13 protein-coding genes are annotated in these 18,248 nt (G+C 69.4%); 1 reads left to right on the top strand and 12 read right to left on the bottom strand.

Features of this window, described 5'->3' with window-relative positions; all coding sequences use genetic code 11:
• Positions 1-85 precede the first annotated feature (85 nt).
• The gene (locus ACIQFX_RS03690; RefSeq protein WP_402458645.1) at positions 86-2,374 is read left to right on the top strand and encodes a prolyl oligopeptidase family serine peptidase; all 2,289 of its coding nucleotides are present in this window, start codon (positions 86-88) and stop codon (positions 2,372-2,374) included.
• Positions 2,375-2,399: 25 nt separating this feature from the next.
• Here the strand turns inward: ACIQFX_RS03690 and ACIQFX_RS03695 are convergent, their stop codons facing one another.
• From ACIQFX_RS03695 to typA, 12 genes are all read right to left on the bottom strand, one after another.
• On the bottom strand, positions 2,400-3,410 hold the full coding sequence (locus ACIQFX_RS03695; protein WP_402458646.1) for a hypothetical protein: 1,011 nt from the start codon (positions 3,408-3,410) through the stop codon (positions 2,400-2,402).
• A gap of 191 nt (positions 3,411-3,601) precedes the next feature.
• The gene (locus ACIQFX_RS03700) at positions 3,602-4,657 is read right to left on the bottom strand and encodes an ABC transporter ATP-binding protein (protein WP_402458648.1); all 1,056 of its coding nucleotides are present in this window, start codon (positions 4,655-4,657) and stop codon (positions 3,602-3,604) included.
• On the bottom strand, positions 4,650-5,633 hold the full coding sequence (locus ACIQFX_RS03705) for an ABC transporter ATP-binding protein (protein ID WP_402458650.1): 984 nt from the start codon (positions 5,631-5,633) through the stop codon (positions 4,650-4,652). Before ACIQFX_RS03705 ends, ACIQFX_RS03700 begins: the two co-directional genes overlap by 8 nt.
• A gap of 6 nt (positions 5,634-5,639) precedes the next feature.
• Positions 5,640-6,635: an ABC transporter permease gene (locus tag ACIQFX_RS03710; RefSeq protein WP_402458651.1), complete on the bottom strand. Its 996-nt coding sequence runs from the start codon at positions 6,633-6,635 to the stop codon at positions 5,640-5,642.
• Entirely contained in the window at positions 6,628-7,551 is a 924-nt protein-coding gene (locus ACIQFX_RS03715; RefSeq protein WP_402458653.1) for an ABC transporter permease, read from the bottom strand. Before ACIQFX_RS03715 ends, ACIQFX_RS03710 begins: the two co-directional genes overlap by 8 nt.
• Positions 7,552-7,665: 114 nt before the next feature.
• Positions 7,666-9,294, bottom strand: a complete 1,629-nt coding sequence (locus tag ACIQFX_RS03720) for an ABC transporter substrate-binding protein (RefSeq protein WP_402458654.1) — start codon at positions 9,292-9,294, stop codon at positions 7,666-7,668.
• 381 nt (positions 9,295-9,675) lie between these two features.
• Positions 9,676-10,764, bottom strand: a complete 1,089-nt coding sequence (locus tag ACIQFX_RS03725; RefSeq protein ID WP_402458656.1) for an ABC transporter ATP-binding protein — start codon at positions 10,762-10,764, stop codon at positions 9,676-9,678.
• The gene (locus ACIQFX_RS03730; RefSeq protein WP_402458658.1) at positions 10,757-11,815 is read right to left on the bottom strand and encodes an ABC transporter ATP-binding protein; all 1,059 of its coding nucleotides are present in this window, start codon (positions 11,813-11,815) and stop codon (positions 10,757-10,759) included. Before ACIQFX_RS03730 ends, ACIQFX_RS03725 begins: the two co-directional genes overlap by 8 nt.
• A gap of 14 nt (positions 11,816-11,829) precedes the next feature.
• Positions 11,830-12,783 (bottom strand): ABC transporter permease, encoded by a 954-nt coding sequence (locus tag ACIQFX_RS03735; RefSeq protein WP_402458660.1) that lies wholly within the window; start codon positions 12,781-12,783, stop codon positions 11,830-11,832.
• A complete protein-coding gene (locus tag ACIQFX_RS03740) occupies positions 12,776-13,708 on the bottom strand; it encodes an ABC transporter permease (protein WP_402459557.1) in 933 nt (310 codons plus the stop codon). Before ACIQFX_RS03740 ends, ACIQFX_RS03735 begins: the two co-directional genes overlap by 8 nt.
• 173 nt (positions 13,709-13,881) lie before the next feature.
• Positions 13,882-15,522, bottom strand: coding sequence for an ABC transporter substrate-binding protein (locus tag ACIQFX_RS03745; RefSeq protein ID WP_402458661.1), 1,641 nt, complete (start codon positions 15,520-15,522; stop codon positions 13,882-13,884).
• A 655-nt stretch (positions 15,523-16,177) separates the two neighbouring features.
• On the bottom strand, positions 16,178-18,079 hold the full coding sequence (gene typA / locus ACIQFX_RS03750) for a translational GTPase TypA (RefSeq protein WP_369146313.1): 1,902 nt from the start codon (positions 18,077-18,079) through the stop codon (positions 16,178-16,180).
• Positions 18,080-18,248: the final 169 nt, after the last annotated feature.

Consider the following 18,248-nt stretch of genomic DNA (forward strand, 5'->3'; position numbering starts at 1 on the left):
GCGCTACGGATCATAACTATCCGTGCCATCGCATCGATCGGCGGACGGAGGCACGAGGGGGGCGCACGGCGCTACTTTCAGCCGCATGACCTCGACTCGACGGCAGTCGGCCGCACCCTCGGTCCCGCTCTCCTTCCCGCGTCGGCTCGCCCGAACCCAGCACTTCACGCTGGGGGTTCCGCGGGGGTTCTCGGTGTCCCCGGACGGTGAGCGGGTGGTGTTCGTCCGGTCAGGTTCGGGCACGGACCGCTCGCACCGGCTGTGGGTGCTCGACCTGCCGCCGGGCGGTGTTCCCGCGGAGCGGGTGGCCGCCGACCCCGGGGCGCTGCTCGCCGGGGCGGCGGAGGAGCCGTCGCCGGAGGAGCTGGCGCGCCGGGAGCGGAGCAGGGAGGGCTCCGGCGGCATCGTGACGTACGCGGTGGACGGGGCGGTGGAGCTGGCGGCGTTCTCCCTGTCGGGGCGGCTGTTCGCGGCGGAGCTGCGGGCGGGGACGGCGCGGGAGCTGCCGGTGCCGGGCCCGGTGGTCGACCCCCGGCCCTCGCCGGACGGACGGCTCGTCGCGTACGTGGCGGAGGGGGCGCTGCGGGTGGTGGGCGCGGACGGTTCGGACGACCGGGAGCTGGCCGCTCCGGAGGACGGGCACGTCTCCTACGGATTGGCCGAATTCATCGCCTCGGAGGAGATGGGGCGCGACCGCGGCTACTGGTGGTCCCCGAGTGCGGATCGACTGCTCGTGGCGCGGGTGGACGACCGGGCGGTGCGGCGCTGGTGGATCGCCGACCCGGCGCATCCGGAGCGGGAGCCGCGGCGGGTGGGCTATCCGGCGGCGGGGACGCCGAACGCGGAGGTCCGGCTCTTCCTCGTGGGCCTCGACGGGGCGCGCACGGAGGTCGGGTGGGACCGGGAGCGGTACCCGTACCTGGCGCGGGTGCACTGGTCGGCGGCCGGGCCGCCGCTGCTGCTCGTGCAGTCCCGGGACCAGCGGGAGCAGCTGGTCCTGGCGGTGGACGTGGAGGCGGGCGGCACCTCCGTCGTCCGCACGGAGGCGGACCCGGCGTGGCTGGAGGCGCACCGGGGCGTGCCGGCGTGGGGGCCCGGCGGCGGTCTCGTGCGGATCACGGACGAGAGCGGGGCGCGCGTCCTGGCCGTGGGGGACGAGGCGTGGACGGGGGCGGACCTGCACGTGCGCGCGGTGCTCGACGTGGGCGCGGAGGACGTGCTCGTGTCGGCGTCGGCGGGCGAGACGGCGGCATCGGGCGAGACGGCGGCATCGGGCGGGACGGCGACGTCGGATGGGACGGCCGCGGATGGGACGGCCGCGGGTGAGGCGGCCGCGGGTGAGGCCGCTTCGGCGGGCGACGGCCGAGCGGTGTCCGCGGGGCCGGAGACCGGGGAGATCCACGTGTACCGGGTGTCGGCGGCGCGGGGGGCCGAGCGGATCTCCGAGGGCGTCGGGGTGCACGGGGCGGTGCGCTCCGGGGCGGTCTCGGTCCTGGTGTCGGCGGGTCCCGGGGAGCCGGGGAGCGTGGCGCGGGTGCTGCGGGACGGCGAGCGGGTCGCGGTGGTGGCCTCGTACGCGCAGCGGCCGGCGCTCTCCGCCCGGGTGCGGCTCACGGAGGCGGGCGCGCGGCGGATCCCGTGCGCGGTGCTGCTGCCCTCGGGGTACGCGGAGGGGGACGGGCCGCTGCCGGTCCTGATGGATCCGTACGGCGGTCCGCACGGGCAGCGGGTGCTCGCCGCGCACGACCCGCATCTGACGTCCCGGTGGTTCGCCGACCAGGGCTTCGCGGTGGTCGTGGCGGACGGGCGGGGGACGCCGGGCCGCTCCCCCGCCTGGGAGAAGGCGATCCTGCGTGATCTGACGCCGACGCTCGACGACCAGGTGGAGGCGCTCCTCGCGCTGGCCGGGCGGTTCCCGCTCGACCTGGGGCGGGTGGCGGTGCGCGGCTGGTCGTACGGCGGGTACCTGGCGGCCCGTGCGGTGCTCCAGCGGCCCGACGTCTTCCACGCGGCGGTGGTGGGGGCGCCGGTGACGGACTGGCGGCTGTACGACACCCACTACACGGAGCGGTACCTGGGCACCCCGCAGGACGATCCGGACGTGTACGCGGCGCAGTCGCTGCTGACCGACGGCGGGCTCACGGCACCCGAGGGGCCGGCCCGGCCGATGATGGTCGTGCACGGGCTCGCCGACGACAACGTGGTGGTCGCGCACGCGCTGCGGCTCTCGTCCGCGCTCCTCGCGGCGGGCCGGCCGCACGAGGTGCTGCCGCTGTCCGGGGTCACGCACATGACCCCGCAGGAGCAGGTGGCGGAGAACCTGCTCCTGCTCCAGGTGGACTTCCTGAAGCGGTCGCTGGCCGTGGGCGGGTGACCGGGCCGGCCGGCGCCCGGGTGGGTCACCAGCCGGGCGGCGGCGGGGACGGCGGGGACGGGGGCGTCGCCCGGGCCGACCCGTAGGGCTCGTAGGACCCGTACGGGCCGGGCTGCCCGGGGACCCCGTACTGCCGGGACCGCCCGTAGGGGCCGTGCGGGGCGGGAGTGGGGGGCGGGTCGCCGCGCCCGGCCAGGAGGACGAGCACCGCGATGCCGCCGAGGAGGCCGAAGACGGCGCTGAGGAGGCTCAGCTGCTCGGTGGAGGGGAGGTCGCCGAAGTGGGCGGCCAGCTCGTGGCGGACGGCCCGTGCGACCTCGGCGAGGCCGCCCGCAGCGAGGAACCCGCCGGCGAGGAGGCCGAACGCCCGGCTGTGGGGGGCGCGGGCGAAGGCGGAGCCGGCGGCCGTGCCGTACAGGCCGACGAGCATCAAGGACAGCCAGCCGGGCGGGGGCGCGAGGTCGGGTTTGACGACGGACCGGCCGCCGGTGAGCCGGTCGACGGTGACCTCGACGGGCAGTTCGGTCGCCCAGTGCAGCTCCCACAGGGCCACGACGGCGGCGGCGGCCCCGAGGAGGACCCCGGCGGCGACGGCACGGCCCTTACGGGGCCGGCTGGGGATCTGTTCGTACGCGGCGGTCGGCGGCCGCCGGCCCGCCGCCGCAGTGACGACCAGGGCGGCGGCGAGGGCCAGTTCACCGAGCGCGGTGACGAGCGCCCCGGTGTCCGCCGCCCAGAGCCCGGGCAGCCGCAGGGCGAGGGTGACCGTGCCGACGGCGGCGAGCACGGAGGCCGCGTGGCGGGAGCGCAGCGCGGCGAAGGCGGCGACCGCGGAGGCGACGAGCAGCACCGGGTCGGTGAGCGAGGTGGCGGACCTCCCCCGCAGGAGGAAGGAGCGGTCCCCGGCCCAGTACCACGCGAGGTCGACGGGCGACCCGAGCGCGGCGAGGTCCTTGAGGATCCACACGGCGGCGATGAGGGCGAGCGCGGCGCAGAGCGCGGCGCCCGTGAGACGTGCCGGGCGTGTCACAGTCACGGACCCGATACTCACGGTCGCGACCGTGCGAAACAAGCGGTTCCGCATGTACGGGGGAAGTCGGGCGGGATACGGGCGGCCGGCCGGGGCGCGTGGTGCGCCCCGGCTGGCCTACGGCACCCGCACGGCCGTACGTCACCGAGCCTGCCGCGTCCGTATATCGGAGGGGATTCCGCCGAGTTGCCCGCAGGTTAAAGGGACTTGGGCTCCTCGTCGCCGTCCTCCGGCGGGACCACCTGCTTCTCCTCCGCGAAGTGGCAGGCCGAGTCGTGCTTGGCCGGGCTGTCGGTGAGGCGGAAGACGGCCGGGACGGCGAGTTCGGGGACTTCCAGGGTGCAGCGCTCCTGGGCCTTCCAGCAGCGGGTGCGGAAGCGGCAGCCGGAGGGGACGTTGGCCGGGGAGGGGACGTCGCCGGTGAGGATGATCCGCTCGCGGTGGGCGCGGGCCTCCGGGTCGGGCACGGGCACCGCGGAGAGCAGCGCCTGCGTGTAGGGGTGCGTGGGGTGGTCGTAGATCTGGGCGTCGGTGCCGATCTCGACGATCCGGCCGAGGTACATGACGCCGACCCGGTCGGAGATGTGCCGCACGATCGAGAGGTCGTGGGCGATGAACACGTACGACAGGGAGAACTCGCTCTGGAGGCTCCCCAGGAGGTTGACGACCTGCGCCTGGACGGAGACGTCGAGCGCGGAGACCGGTTCGTCGGCCACGATGATCTCGGGCTGGAGCGCGAGGCCGCGGGCGATGCCGATGCGCTGGCGCTGGCCGCCGGAGAACTGGTGCGGGTAGCGGTTGATGTACTCCGGGTTCAGACCGACGACGTCGAGCAGCTCCTGCACCTTGCGGCGCCGGTCTCCCTTCGGGGCCACCTCGGGGTGGATCTCGTACGGCTCGCCGATGATGTCGCCGACCGTCATGCGCGGGTTCAGCGAGGTGTACGGGTCCTGGAACACCATCTGGATGTTGCGGCGGACGGCCTTCAGCGCGCGCGGGGAGAGCTTGCTGATGTCCTCGCCCTTGTAGCGGATCTCGCCCGACGTGGGCCGCTCCAGGTTGACCAGCATCTTCGCGACGGTCGACTTGCCGCAGCCGGATTCGCCGACGATGCCGAGGGTCTCGCCGGCGACGAGGTCGAAGTCGACCCCGTCGACCGCCTTCACCGCGCCGACCTGCTTCTTGAAGACGACGCCCTGGGTGAGCGGGTAGTGCTTGTGGAGGTCCCGGACTTCGAGAATCGCCTCAGCCATGGAGGCACTCCTTCCAGAAGTGGCAGGCGCTGGCGCGCGGCACCGGGGACTCGGTCACGTCGTAGAGCGGGGGCACGTCGGTGCGGCAGACGTCCTGGGCCATGGGGCAGCGCGGGTTGAAGGCGCAGCCGGGCGGGATGGCGAGCAGGTTGGGCGGGAGGCCCTTGATCGCGTAGAGCTCCTGACCCTTCTGGTCCAGGCGCGGGATCGAGTCGAGCAGCCCCCGGGTGTAGGGGTGGGCGGGGGCCTTGTAGATCTCGTGGACGGGGGCCCGCTCGACGATCCGGCCCGCGTACATGACGGCGATCTTGTCGGCGACGTCGGCGACGACGCCGAGGTCGTGGGTGATCAGGATGAGGCCCATGTTCAGCTCGCGCTGGAGCTCGGCGAGGAGGTCCATGACCTGCGCCTGGACGGTGACGTCGAGGGCGGTGGTGGGCTCGTCGGCGATGATCAGCTCGGGTTCGAGGGCGAGCGCCATGGCGATCATGATGCGCTGGCGCATGCCGCCGGAGAACTGGTGCGGGTACTGGCCGACGCGTTCCTTGGCGGCGGGGATGCGGACCCGGTCCATCAGCTCGACGGCCTTGGTCCGGGAGTCCTTGCGCGACATGCCCCGGTGGACCTGGAACATCTCGCCGAGCTGGTCGCCGACGCTGACGACGGGGTTGAGGGAGGACAGCGCGTCCTGGAAGACCATCGCCATCTTGGCGCCGCGGATCTTGCGCCGCTCGTCCTCCTTGAGCTTGAGGAGGTCCTGGCCCTGGAAGAGGATCTCGCCCTGGGTGATCTTCCCCGGCGGGATGTCGAGGATGCCCATGACGGCCTGGGCGGTGACCGACTTGCCGGAGCCGGACTCGCCGAGGACGGCGAGGGTCTCGCCGGCGTCGACGGAGTAGTCGACGCCGTTGACGGCCTTGGCGACCCCGTCCCTGGTGTGGAACTCCACGTGCAGGTCGCGCACTTCGAGCAGCATGGGTCCCTACCTCAGCTTCGGGTCGAGGGCGTCGCGGACGGCGTCGCCGAGCATGATGAAGGCGAGCACGGTGATGGCGAGCGCGCCGGCCGGCCAGAGCAGCATGTGGGGCGCGTTGCGGATGTACTGCGACGCCGAGGAGATGTCGATGCCCCAGGAGACGGTCGGCGGCTTCAGGCCGACGCCGAGGTAGGACAGGGTCGCTTCCAACGCGATGTACGTGCCGAGGGCGATGGTGGCGACGACGATCACCGGGGCGATGGCGTTGGGCGCGATGTGGCGCAGCATCATCCGGGAGTTGGACGCTCCGAGGGCCCGGGCCGCCTGGACGTAGTCGTTCTGTTTGGCGGTGATGACGGAGCCGCGGGCGATGCGGGAGAGTTGCGGCCAGCCGAGCAGCACCATGAAGCCGATGACGGGCCAGACGGTGGAGCTGGTCACGACGGACAGCAGCACCAGGCCGCCGAGGACGACGGGGATGGCGAAGAAGACGTCGGTGATCCGGGACAGGACGCCGTCCCAGGCGCCGCCGAAGAAGCCGGCGAGCCCGCCGAGGATGCTGCCGAGGATCGCGACGCCGAGGGTGGCGAGGACGCCGACGGACACGGACGTCCGGGCGCCGTAGACGGTGCGGGTGTAGACGTCGCAGCCCTGGCCGTTGAAGCCGAAGGGGTGGCCGGGCTGGGAGCCTTCCTGGGCCTTGGACAGGTCGCAGTCGAGGGGGTCCCCGGAGGCGATCAGCTGGGGCCAGATGGAGATGACGACCAGGAAGAGGATCACCAGCGAGGAGATGATGAAGATCGGGTTGCGGCGCAGGTCGCGCCAGGCGTCGGACCACAGGGAGCGGGGCTTCTTGTCGGCGCCGGTGCCCAGGGGGCCGCCGGGCGTCTTCTCCAGGGTCTCGCCTTCGGCCGTCGCGAGATCGGAGGCGCCGCCGGCGCCCATGGGGGCGATGGCCTGGCCCTCTTCGAACGACTCGAGCGGCTCGGGCTGGTCAGGCATAGCGAATCCTCGGGTCAAGGACGGCGTACAGGAGGTCGACCAGGAGGTTGGCCAGGAGGAACACCAGGACGAGGATGGTCACGAAGCCCACCACGGTCTGGGTGTTCTGGCGGACGATGCCCTGGTAGAGCTGGTAGCCGACGCCGTGGATGTTGAAGATCCGTTCGGTGACGATGGCTCCGCCCATGAGGGCGCCGACGTCTGCGCCGATGAACGTCACCACGGGGATGAGGCTGTTGCGCAGCAGGTGGCGGCTGATGACGCGGTGGCGGGGCAGGCCCTTGGCGACGGCGGTGCGGACGTAGTCGGCGCGCTTGTTCTCGGCGATCGAGGTCCGGGTGAGCCGGGTGACGTACGCGAGCGAGACGGAGGCGAGCACCAGGCCGGGCACGATGAGCTCGTCGAAGGTCGCGTCGGGCGAGACGGCCGGCTTGATCCAGCCCCATTTGACGCCGAGGAGGAGCTGGACGAGCAGACCGGTGACGAAGGTCGGGACGGAGAGGACGACCAGGGTCAGCAGCAGGACGGTGGTGTCGACGGGGCGGCCGCGCTTGAGGCCGGTGACGACGCCGAGGCTGATGCCGATGACGATCTCGAAGAGGATCGCGACGATGGTGAGCCGGATGGTGACGGGGAAGGCGCTGGCCATCAGTTCGGTGACGGGCTGGCCGTTGAAGGCGGTGCCGAAGTCTCCGGTGAAGACGTTGCCCATGTAGGTCAGGTACTGCTGCCAGACGGGCTTGTCGAGGCCGAACTCCTTCTCCAGCTGGGCGGCGGTCGCCGGGTCGCACTGGCGGTCACCGCACAGGCCGGCGATGGGGTCGCCCATCACGTTCACCATCAGGAAGATCAACAGCGTGGCGCCGAAGAAGACCGGGATCATCTGCAGCAGCCGCCGGATCACATATCGACCCATGGGGGGCTCCGGGGGTTGGCTCCGGGGAGAGGACTGTGGAAGGCGTACGGCCCGGCGGCGCGGTGGTCCGCGGGCCGGGCCGTACGCCGCCGACCTGTACGGCCTGCTACGGCGTCACTTGACCTTGATCTGGTCGTAGACCGGGACGCTGAAGGGGTTCAGGGACACGTTGGAGACGTTCTCCGAGTAGCCGGCACTGCCGTTCTGGTACCAGAGCGGGATGGCGCCCATGTCGTCGCGGAGGACGCCCTCGGCCTGCTGGAAGAGCCCGATCGCCTTCGTGGTGTCGGCCTCGGCGTTGGCCTCGTTCACCAGCTTGTCGAACTCGGGGTCGGAGTACTTGCCGTCGTTGGACGAGGCGTTGGTGTAGTAGAGCGGCTGGAGGAAGTTCTGGATGAGCGGGTAGTCCATCTGCCAGCCGGCCCGGAACGGGCCCTCCATCTTCGACTGGGTGACCTGGTTGCGGTAGTCGGCGAAGGTGCCGATCGGGTTGCCGACGCAGGCGTTGTTGTTGCCGAGGGCCCGGTTGATGGAGTTGCAGACGGCGTCCACCCACTCCTTGTGGGAGCCGGTGTCGGCGTTGTACGAGATCTTCATCGTGCCGCCGGGGATGCCGCCGCCCTCGGCGACGAGCTTCTTGGCCTCGGCCGCGTCGTACTTGCAGAAGTCGCCGCAGACGTCCTTGAAGCCGCCCTCCTCGCCGAGGACCGGGGAGGTCCAGTCGACGGCGGGGGTGCGGGTCTTCTGGAAGATGGTCTCGGTGATCTGGTTGCGGTCGATCGCCATGGAGAGGCCCTGGCGGAGCTTCTCCTGTCCGGGCTTGTTCCAGTCCGGGTCGTAGAACGGGAACGACAGGGTCTGGATGATGCCGGCGGGGACGTTGATGTACCGGTCGCCGAGGTCGGCCTGGACGTTCTTGAGCTGCGAGGCGGGGACGTCGTCGACGAGGTCGAGGTTGCCGGCCGTCAGGTCCGTGTAGGCGGTGTTGTTGTCCGTGTAGACCTTGAGGGTGATGCCGCCGTTCTGGGCCTTGTCGGTGCCGGGGTAGGCGTCCCAGCGCTTGAGGGCCATCTGGGAGCCCTTGGAGTACGAGTCGACGGTGTACGGACCGTTGCCGACGGGCTTCGAGAGCCAGGCGGCGTGGTCGTCGTAGAAGGCCTGGGGCAGCGGCGAGAAGGCCGCGTAGCCGAGGGTGATCGGCCAGGTGGAGAACTTCTGGGTGAGCTTGACCGTGAAGGTCTGGGGACCGGTCACCTTGAGGCCGGACATCGTCTCGGCGGTCGGCTCGCCCTTCTCGGGGTGGACCTGGTCGTAGCCCTCGATCTGGCCGAAGAAGTAGGCGTTCTTCTGGTTGTTCTTCAGGTGGGCGCCGTAGTTCCAGGCGTCGACGAAGGACTTGGCGGTGACCTTCTCGCCGTTGGAGAAGGTCCAGCCGTCCTTGACCGTGATGGTGAAGTTGGTCGAGTCGGTGGTCTCGATGCTCTGGGCGAGCATGTCCTTGGCCTCGCCGGTCTTGGGGTCGTACTGCTTGAGACCCCGGAAGATCATGGAGAGGACCTTGCCGCCCTGGACCTCGTTCGTATTGGCCGGCTCGAGCGGGTTCTGCGGGTCGCCCCACGAGGAACTCACGATGCCGTCGGCACCTCCGCCGCCGCCGCTGTCGTCTCCGCCGCCGCAGGCAGTCGCCGCGAGGGCGACGGCGGTGGCCAGTGCGGCCCACTTGGCGTGCGTGGCTCCGCGCATGGAGTGCCTCCCGTATGTCCTGAGTCTCACTTAGGCCCCAATATCACCTGATATTGACGGAGGTGCACTTTTACGGCGCCCGGACGGACGTCCCCGGGACGACCGGGACGTCCCACCGCCCCCTCGGACCCCCTTCGCGGTCCTAGAGTTCCCGCCATGCCTCAGAGACTCGCCGCCCGCGCCGGCCTCGTCGGGCCGAAGACGGGCGACCTGATCATGCGGTACGAGTTCGGCTGGTGCACCGCCTGCTTCCCGTACGTCCCCACCAGCCGCTGACACGACGAAGCGCGCCCCGGTCCGTGGGTACGGACGGCCCCACGACGAAGGGGCGCCCCCGGTCCGTGCGGACCGGGGGCGCCCCTCTGTCATGCGCGCGATGCGTCAGTGCGCGGCGACGACGTTCTTCTCCTCGGCGAAGTGGCACGCGGAGAAGTGCGCGGCCGGGGTGTCGAGCCCCTTGAAGTGCGCCGGGACCGCGAGGACCGGAGCCTCCTGGGAGCAGCGCTCCTGCGCCTTCCAGCAGCGGGTGCGGAAGCTGCAGCCCGACGGCGGGTTGGCCGGCGAGGGGACGTCACCGGTGAGGATGATCCGCTCGCGGTGGGCACGGGCCTCCGGGTCCGGCACCGGCACCGCGGAGAGCAGCGCCTGGGTGTACGGGTGCGTCGGGTGCTCGTAGATCTCCTCGTCCGTACCGATCTCGGCCATCTTGCCGAGGTACATGACGCCGACGCGGTCGGAGATGTGCCGGACGATCGACAGGTCGTGCGCGATGAAGAGGTAGGAGAGGTTGAACTCGTCCTGGAGCTTCCCCATCAGGTTGATGACCTGCGCCTGGACGGAGACGTCCAGGGCCGAGACCGGCTCGTCGCAGATGATGATCTCCGGGTTGAGCGCGAGGCCGCGGGCGATGCCGATGCGCTGGCGCTGACCGCCGGAGAACTGGTGCGGGTACCGGTTGATGTACTCCGGGTTCAGACCGACGACGTCGAGCAGCTCCTGCACCTTGCGGCGCCGGTCGCCCTTCGGGGCCACCTCGGGGTGGATGTCGAAGGGCTCGCCGATGATGTCGCCGACCGTCATGCGCGGGTTCAGCGAGGTGTACGGGTCCTGGAACACCATCTGGATGTTGCGGCGGACGGCCTTCAGCGCGCGCCCGGACAGCTTGGTGATGTCCTGGCCCTTGTAGAAGACCTCGCCGGCGGTGGCCCGCTCCAGGTTCATCAGGAGCTTGGCGACCGTGGACTTGCCACAGCCGGACTCGCCCACGATGCCGAGGGTCTCGCCCTGGTAGAGGTCGAAGGAGACCCCGTCCACGGCCTTGACCGCGCCGACCTGCTTCTTGAAGAGGATGCCCTGCGTCAGCGGGAAGTGCTTCTGCAGGTTGCGCACCTGGAGGATCGGCTCGCCGCGGCCCACGGGGGCGTCGAGAGCGGCGGCCACGGCCTCGTCGTTCTTGCTGAGGTCAGCCATGGATCGTCTCCTTCCAGAAGTGGCAGGCGCTCTTGCGGCCCGGGAGGTCCGCGCCGTTCTGCTCGGTGACCGGCACCAGGGCCGGGATCTCCGTGCGGCAGATGTCGTCGGCCTTGGGGCAGCGCGGGTTGAAGGCGCAGCCGGTGGGAACCTTGAGCAGGTTGGGCGGCAGGCCCTTGATCGCGTAGAGCTCCTGGCCCTTCTGGTCCAGGCGCGGGATCGAGTCAAGGAGACCGCGGGTGTACGGGTGCGCCGGGCGAGCGTACAGCTCGTGCACCGGAGCCTGCTCGACGATCCGGCCGGCGTACATCACGGCGATCTTGTCCGCGACGTCGGCGACGACGCCGAGGTCGTGGGTGATCAGGATCAGACCCATGTTGTATTCCTGCTGGAGCTCCGCGAGGAGGTCCATGACCTGGGCCTGGACGGTCACGTCGAGAGCCGTGGTGGGCTCGTCGGCGATGATCAGGTCCGGCTCCAGGGCGAGCGCCATGGCGATCATGATGCGCTGGCGCATACCGCCGGAGAACTGGTGGGGGTAGTCGGAGACCCGCGCCTTGGCGGCGGGGATCTTGACCTTGTCCATCAGCTCGATGGCCTTGGCCTTGGCGTCCTTCTTGGACATTCCGTGGTGCACCCGGAACATCTCGCCGAGCTGGTAGCCGACGGTGAGGACCGGGTTGAGGGAGGACAGCGCGTCCTGGAAGATCATCGCGATCTTCCGGCCGCGGATCTTCCGGCGCTCCTCCTCGGACATCTTGAGCATGTCCTCGCCGCGGAACAGGATCTCGCCCTGCGGGATCTTGCCGGGCGGCATGTCGAGGATGCCCATGATGGCCTGCGCGGTGACGGACTTGCCGGAACCGGACTCGCCGAGGACGGCGAGGGTCTCGCCGGCGTTCACCGAGTAGTTGACGCCGTTGACCGCCTTGGCCACACCGTCACGGGTGTGGAACTCGACGTGCAGGTCGCGGACTTCGAGCAGCGGGCCGTTGGAGTCGGCTCCGCCGCGCGGCGCGGGGACGGCCGCGGTCTTGTCGATGATGCTCATCTTTTACGCCCTCCTCAGCGCAGCTTGGGGTCGAGGGCGTTGCGGACGGCTTCGCCGAGCATGATGAACGCCAGAACGGTGATGCTCAGCATGATCGAGGGCCAGAGCAGGACGTGCGGGGCCACTCGGATCTGGGCGACACCGGCGGAGATGTCGACGCCCCACGAGACGGTCGGGGCGGCGAGGCCGAGACCCAGGAAGGACAGGGTCGCCTCGGCCGAGATGTAACCGCCGAGCGCGATGGTCGCGACGACGATGACGGGGGCCATGGCGTTCGGCAGGATGTGCCGGAAGAGGATCCGGGTCGTGCCGGCGCCGAGGGCCTTCGCCGCGTGGACGTAGTCGGCCTGCTTGATGGTGATCACGGCACCGCGCATGACGCGGGTGATCGAGGTCCAGCCGAGGAACGCGAGGGCGAAGACGACGACCCAGACGGTCCGCTCCACGAACGACTGCAGGACGACCATGGCGCCGAGCAGGAACGGGATGCCGAAGAAGACGTCGGTGAGCCGGGAGAGGACGGCGTCGATCATGCCGCCGAAGTAACCCGAGATCATGCCCATGATGCCGCCGACGACGGTGACGATCGCGGTGACCGCGATGCCGACCGTGACCGAGGCGCTGGTGCCGTGGATCAGTCGGGCGTAGACGGAACGGCCCTGCTGGTCGTAGCCCAGCCACTCCGGCGAACCGATCTTGCCCAGCTCGGGCTTGCTCAGGAAGTGGTGGACCAGGTCACCGGCGGTCGGGGACGCGCTGGTGAAGAGGGTCGGCCACGCCGAGATCAGCAGCAGCAGCGCGATCAGCACGGACGAGACGATGAAGTAAGGGTTGCGGCGGAGGTCGGCCCAGGCGTCGCCCCAGAGGCTGCGGGCCTTCTCCGGCTTCTCCGCCGGCGCGGACGCGTCCACCGAGGGGGTGGCGACGGCGTCCTCGACTGTGGTGGCGGTCTTGGTCACGTCAGGCATACCGGATCCTCGGGTCCAGGACCGCGTACAGCAGGTCGATGAGCAGGCTGGTGACGAGGTAGACGATCACCAGGATGGTGACCAGGCCGACCAGGGTGGCGCCTTCACGACGGGAGATCGCCTCGGCGATGACACCGCCGACACCCTTGATGTTGAAGATCGACTCGGTGACGATCGCGCCGCCCATGAGGGCGCCGATGTCGGTGCCGAGGAAGGTGACCACGGGGATCATCGAGTTGCGCATCAGGTGGACGCCGATGACGCGGCGGCGCGGCAGGCCCTTGGCGACGGCCGTGCGCATGTAGTCGGCGCGCAGGTTCTCCGCCATGGACGTACGGGTGAGTCGCGCCACGTACGCCAGGGAGAGGCAGCCGAGCACGATGGCCGGCGCGATCAGCTCGCTCCACTGAGGCTCGGTGCTGACGACCGGTTCCATCCAGCCCAGGTTGAAGGCGAAGACCATCTTGATGATGTAGCCGAGGACGAAGACCGGGATCGAGATGATCAGCAGGGTGAAGATCAGGATCAGGTTGTCCGCGAGGCGGCCGGCACGCAGGCCGCCGATGACGCCCAGGCCGATGCCGAAGATCAGCTCGACGGCGAACGCCAGGGTGGCCAGCTGGAGGGTGATGGGGAACGCGTCTCCCAGCACATCGGTGACCGGCAGACCGTTGCGGATCTGGGTACCGAAGTCCAGGTGCAGGACCATGTCCCGCATGTAGAAGATGTACTGCTGCCATGTCGGCTTGTCGAGACCCAGCTCGTGGCGCTTGGCGGCGAGTGTCGCCGGGTCGGCGCCCTTGTCGCCGAACATCGCCAGCACGGGGTCACCGGGCAGGCTGTGCACCATGAGGAAGATCAGCAGGGTCGTCCCGAGGAATACCGGGATCATCTGGAGCAGTCGTCGTGCGACATAACGCCCCATCATGCCTCCGTTGAGATGTGACAGCGGCAACCAACGGGCCCTCCCCCGACACCACATGCCCTGGAATCGGGCACGGCATGTCGTGGAAGGGCCCCCCGGCCGCTGCGTAAGGCACCGCAACGGGGCTGACGATCCATCAGCCCCGTGACGGCGTGCGGACTACGCTTGGGTGGTTACTTCTTGACGATGACGGTGTCCAGGATCGGGTCGCCGTCCTGGCCGTACGTCACGCCGGAGACCTTCTCCGAGTAGCCCGCGTTGACCTTGTAGTACCAGAGCGGGATGGAGGGCATGTACTTCACCAGCTCCTTCTCCACCTCCTGGTACTGCTTCACCGACTGCTCGAGGCTGGCGGCCGAGTCGGCGGCCTCGATCTTCGCGTCCAGCTCCTTGACGGAGAAGTCGCCCTGGTTGCCGGCCGCGCTGGTGTGGAACAGGTCCTTGATGAAGTTCGCGTTCACCGGGTAGTCGAGCGACCAGGCGGAGCGGTACAGGGACTTGACCTGCTTCGACTTGCGGGCGGTGAGGTCGGCCTGGAAGTCCGTCTTGCTGTCGCCGACGCACGCGACGCTGGTGGCCTGGGTGATGCTGTTGCAGACAGCGTCGACCCACTCCTTGTGACCGCCATCCGCGTTGAACTGGATGAAGATCTTGTTGCCCGGGACGCCGCCGCCGGCCTTGATGAGCTCCTTGGCCTTGGTCGCGTCGAACTTGGTGACGTCGCCCGCGGCGTTCTCCTGGTAGCCCAGGATGCCCTTCGGGACCCAGCCCGTCGCCGGCTCACGGGTGCCCTGGAGCACCGTCTTCGTGATGGTGGCGCGGTCGATCGCCATCGAGAGGCCCTGGATGACGCGGACGTCGACCGGCTTCGGCTTCTTCCACTGGTCGGCGTAGAACGCGACCGCGATGGACTGGATGGCGGCGTGGTCGGCGTCGACCGCGCGGTCGCCCAGGTCCTGGTGGTAGACCGGGAGGTCCTTCGGACCGATCTGGCGGATGACGTCGAGGTTGCCCGCCTTCAGGTCCTCGTACGCGGTCTCGAGGGTGGTGTAGTTCTTGAAGATCACACCACCGTTCTTCGCCTTGTTCGGGCCCTTGTAGCCGTCGAAGCGAACGATCTCGATCTGCTTCTTGTGGTCCCAGCTCTTGAACTTGTAGGGACCGTTGCCGACCGGCTTCTCGGCGGCGGCCTTCGGGTTCGCGTAGAAGGACGCGGCGAGCGGCGCGAACGGCGTGTACGCGAGCTTGTGGCCGAAGTACGGGACGGCCTTGGTCAGCTCGATGGTGAACGACGTGTCGTCGATGACCTTCAGGCCGGCCAGGGTCTTGGCGGTCGCCTTGGCGCCCTCCGCCTCCGGGTGGACCTTGTCGTAACCGACGATGTCGGAGAACCACGAGGAGAGGCCCATGGCGTTGTCGATGTGGGCGTTCCAGTTCCACGCGTCCACGTAGGACTTGGAGGTCACCGGGGTGCCGTCGTGGAAGGTCCAGCCCGGCTTGAGCTTGACGGTCCACTTCTTCGAGTCGGTCGTGGTGAGCGACTCGGCGTTGACCATCTCCAGCGAACCATCGGCCTTGTAGGCGACGAGGTTCGAGTAGATCGCCTTCATGACGCCGGCGCCGTTCGACTCCATCGTGTCGCCGGTGTACAGCAGCTTCTCCGGCTCACCAAGGTCGGTGGTGAAGATCCCGTTCGGGTCCACAGCGCCCTTGGCGTCCGAGCCGCCTTCACTCTTGCCCCCGCCACAGGCGGTAGCAGCCAGGGCGACGATGATCGCGCCCGTTACCCACTTGGCACTCTTGGCACCGCGCATGGGTTCCTCCTCATGAGTCCACTATGTCGCTACATGGGGGGTACTTCGAGGCTTGCCGACACCCCTGACGGCGTTGCACTCATGTACCCCGAGTGTGCTCGTGAGTCGGCACTCCCCACAGTGCGTGACCCATTGACCCGAGCTCAATGGAGCCAACTATTAAGTACGTCCGGGCCGTAAACCACACTTAAGCGGTCTCGTTTTGACAACATCACCGGGGCTCGGGATACCGAAATCCGGACAAAGTGAGTCCAGACAGACACCCCCGAAACGGACTGTTAATACACGTTCCGGAGAGCGACGCCCGCTATCCGGACATCCGGTCGTCGTATTCGACTTGACGTCAGGAACCGTGCTCGCGACTCCCGGACGGGGTGTCCGACGTCACATCCGCCGGAAGCCCGACACCCCGTGAGGGGCGCCGGGCTTCCTGACGGTGCGGCGGATGCCGCCCTCGCCGAGCTCGGTCCGGCCGACAGCCTTCCCGTACCGCCCCGTCGCCACCCATCGGGTTCCCGGTCGCGGCGGTACGACGACTGGGCCCCGGCGCAACCGCCGGGGCCCAGTCACATGAGCGAGCGCTACCAAGCACCGTGGTACCGCTTCAGGGGCGACTGAGGATCCTGGTCCTCAACTGCCCTTGTTGCGGCCGGTGTCAGCCGTTCTTGGCGCGGGAGGAGGCGCGACCACGCGCGTTCTGGTCGAGGATGACCTTGCGGATGCGCACGGCCTCCGGGGTGACCTCGACGCACTCGTCGTCGCGGCAGAACTCCAGGGACTGCTCCAGGGACAGCTTCCGCGGCGGGACGATCGCCTCGAAGGAGTCAGCGGAGGAGGAGCGCATGTTGGTGAGCTTCTTCTCCTTGGTGATGTTCACGTCCATGTCGTCGGAGCGGGAGTTCTCGCCGACGATCATGCCCTCGTACACCTCGGTGCCGGGGTCGGTGAACAGGACGCCGCGCTCCTGGAGGTTGGTCATCGCGAAGGCGGTGACGGCACCGGCGCGGTCGGCGACCAGCGAACCGTTGTTACGGGTCGTCAGCGTGCCGAACCACGGCTCGTGGCCCTCGTGGATGGAGTGGGCGATGCCCGTGCCGCGGGTGTTGGTCAGGAACTCCGTACGGAAGCCGATGAGGCCGCGGGACGGAACGACGAACTCCATGCGGACCCAGCCGGAGCCGTGGTTCGACATGTTGTCCATGCGGCCCTTGCGGACGCCCATGAGCTGCGTGACGGCGCCCATGTGCTCCTCGGGGACGTCGACCGTGAGGCGCTCGACGGGCTCGTGGACCTTGCCGTCGACCTCCTTGGTGACGACCTGCGGCTTGCCGATGGTGAGCTCGAAGCCCTCGCGGCGCATCTGCTCGACCAGGATGGCGAGCGCGAGCTCACCGCGGCCCTGGACCTCCCAGGCGTCGGGGCGCTCGGTGTCGAGGACGCGGAGCGAGACGTTGCCGATCAGCTCGCGGTCCAGGCGGTCCTTGACCTGGCGGGCGGTGACCTTGCGGTTCTTGACGGCGGCCTTGGCGTCCGCGCCCTTGCCGGTGCCACCGCGGCCGACGAGCGGCGAGGTGTTGGTGCCGATGGTCATGGAGATGGCCGGCTGGTCGACCGTGATCAGCGGGAGCGCGATCGGGTTCTCCGGGTCGGCCAGGGTCTCGCCGATCATGATGTCGGGGATACCGGCGACGGCGCAGATGTCACCGGGGCCGGCGACCTCGGCGGGCTTGCGGGTGAGCGCCTCGGTCATCATCAGCTCGGTGATGCGGACGTTGGAGATCGTGCCGTCCCGCTTGATCCACGCGACCGTCTGGCCCTTGCGCAGCTCGCCCTGCTCGACGCGGAGCAGCGCGATGCGGCCGAGGAAGTTGTCGGCGTCCAGGTTGGTGACGTGGGCCTGGAGCGGGGCCTCCTCGTCGTAGACCGGGGCCGGGACGTGCTCCAGGATGGCGCTGAAGAACGGCTCCAGGTTGTCGCTGTCCGCGGGAACGGTGCCGTTCTCCGGCTTGGTCAGCGAGGCGATGCCGTCACGGCCGCAGGCGTAGACGATCGGGAACTCGATCTGGTCCTCGTCCGCGTCCAGGTCGAGGAAGAGGTCGTAGGTCTCGTTGACGACCTCGTCGATGCGGGAGTCCGGGCGGTCCGTCTTGTTGATGCAGAGGATGACGGGCTTGCGCTGCTGGAGCGCCTTGCGCAGCACGAAGCGGGTCTGCGGGAGCGGACCCTCGGAGGCGTCCACGAGGAGGACGACCGCGTCCACCATCGAGAGACCGCGCTCGACCTCGCCGCCGAAGTCGGCGTGGCCGGGGGTGTCGATGATGTTGATCGTGATCGGGGCCCCGCCGTCCTTGGGGTGATACTTCACCGCCGTGTTCTTGGCGAGGATCGTAATGCCCTTCTCACGCTCCAGGTCGTTCGAGTCCATCATGCGGTCGTCGAGCTGCTGGTGGGCGGCGAAGGCACCGGCCTGCTTGAGCATGGCGTCGACGATGGTCGTCTTGCCATGGTCGACGTGGGCGACGATGGCGACGTTACGGATGTCGTGGCGCGTGGGCATGGGTGCTTGCGCTTCTCTCGGATCGTGGGATGCGGCGTCAGTTCCTCGTACGCCCGCCGGGCGGACGCGCCACGGCTATGTCCTATGGTACGGGGCTGCCGCGCAAGGGGCTTCCCCGCCCGGGATCCGAGAGGGTCTACTGGGAGTTTTCAAGGGTGTGGGGAGCGTC

The organism is Streptomyces sp. NPDC093089, assembly GCF_044754405.1.
Taxonomy (GTDB): domain Bacteria; phylum Actinomycetota; class Actinomycetes; order Streptomycetales; family Streptomycetaceae; genus Streptomyces.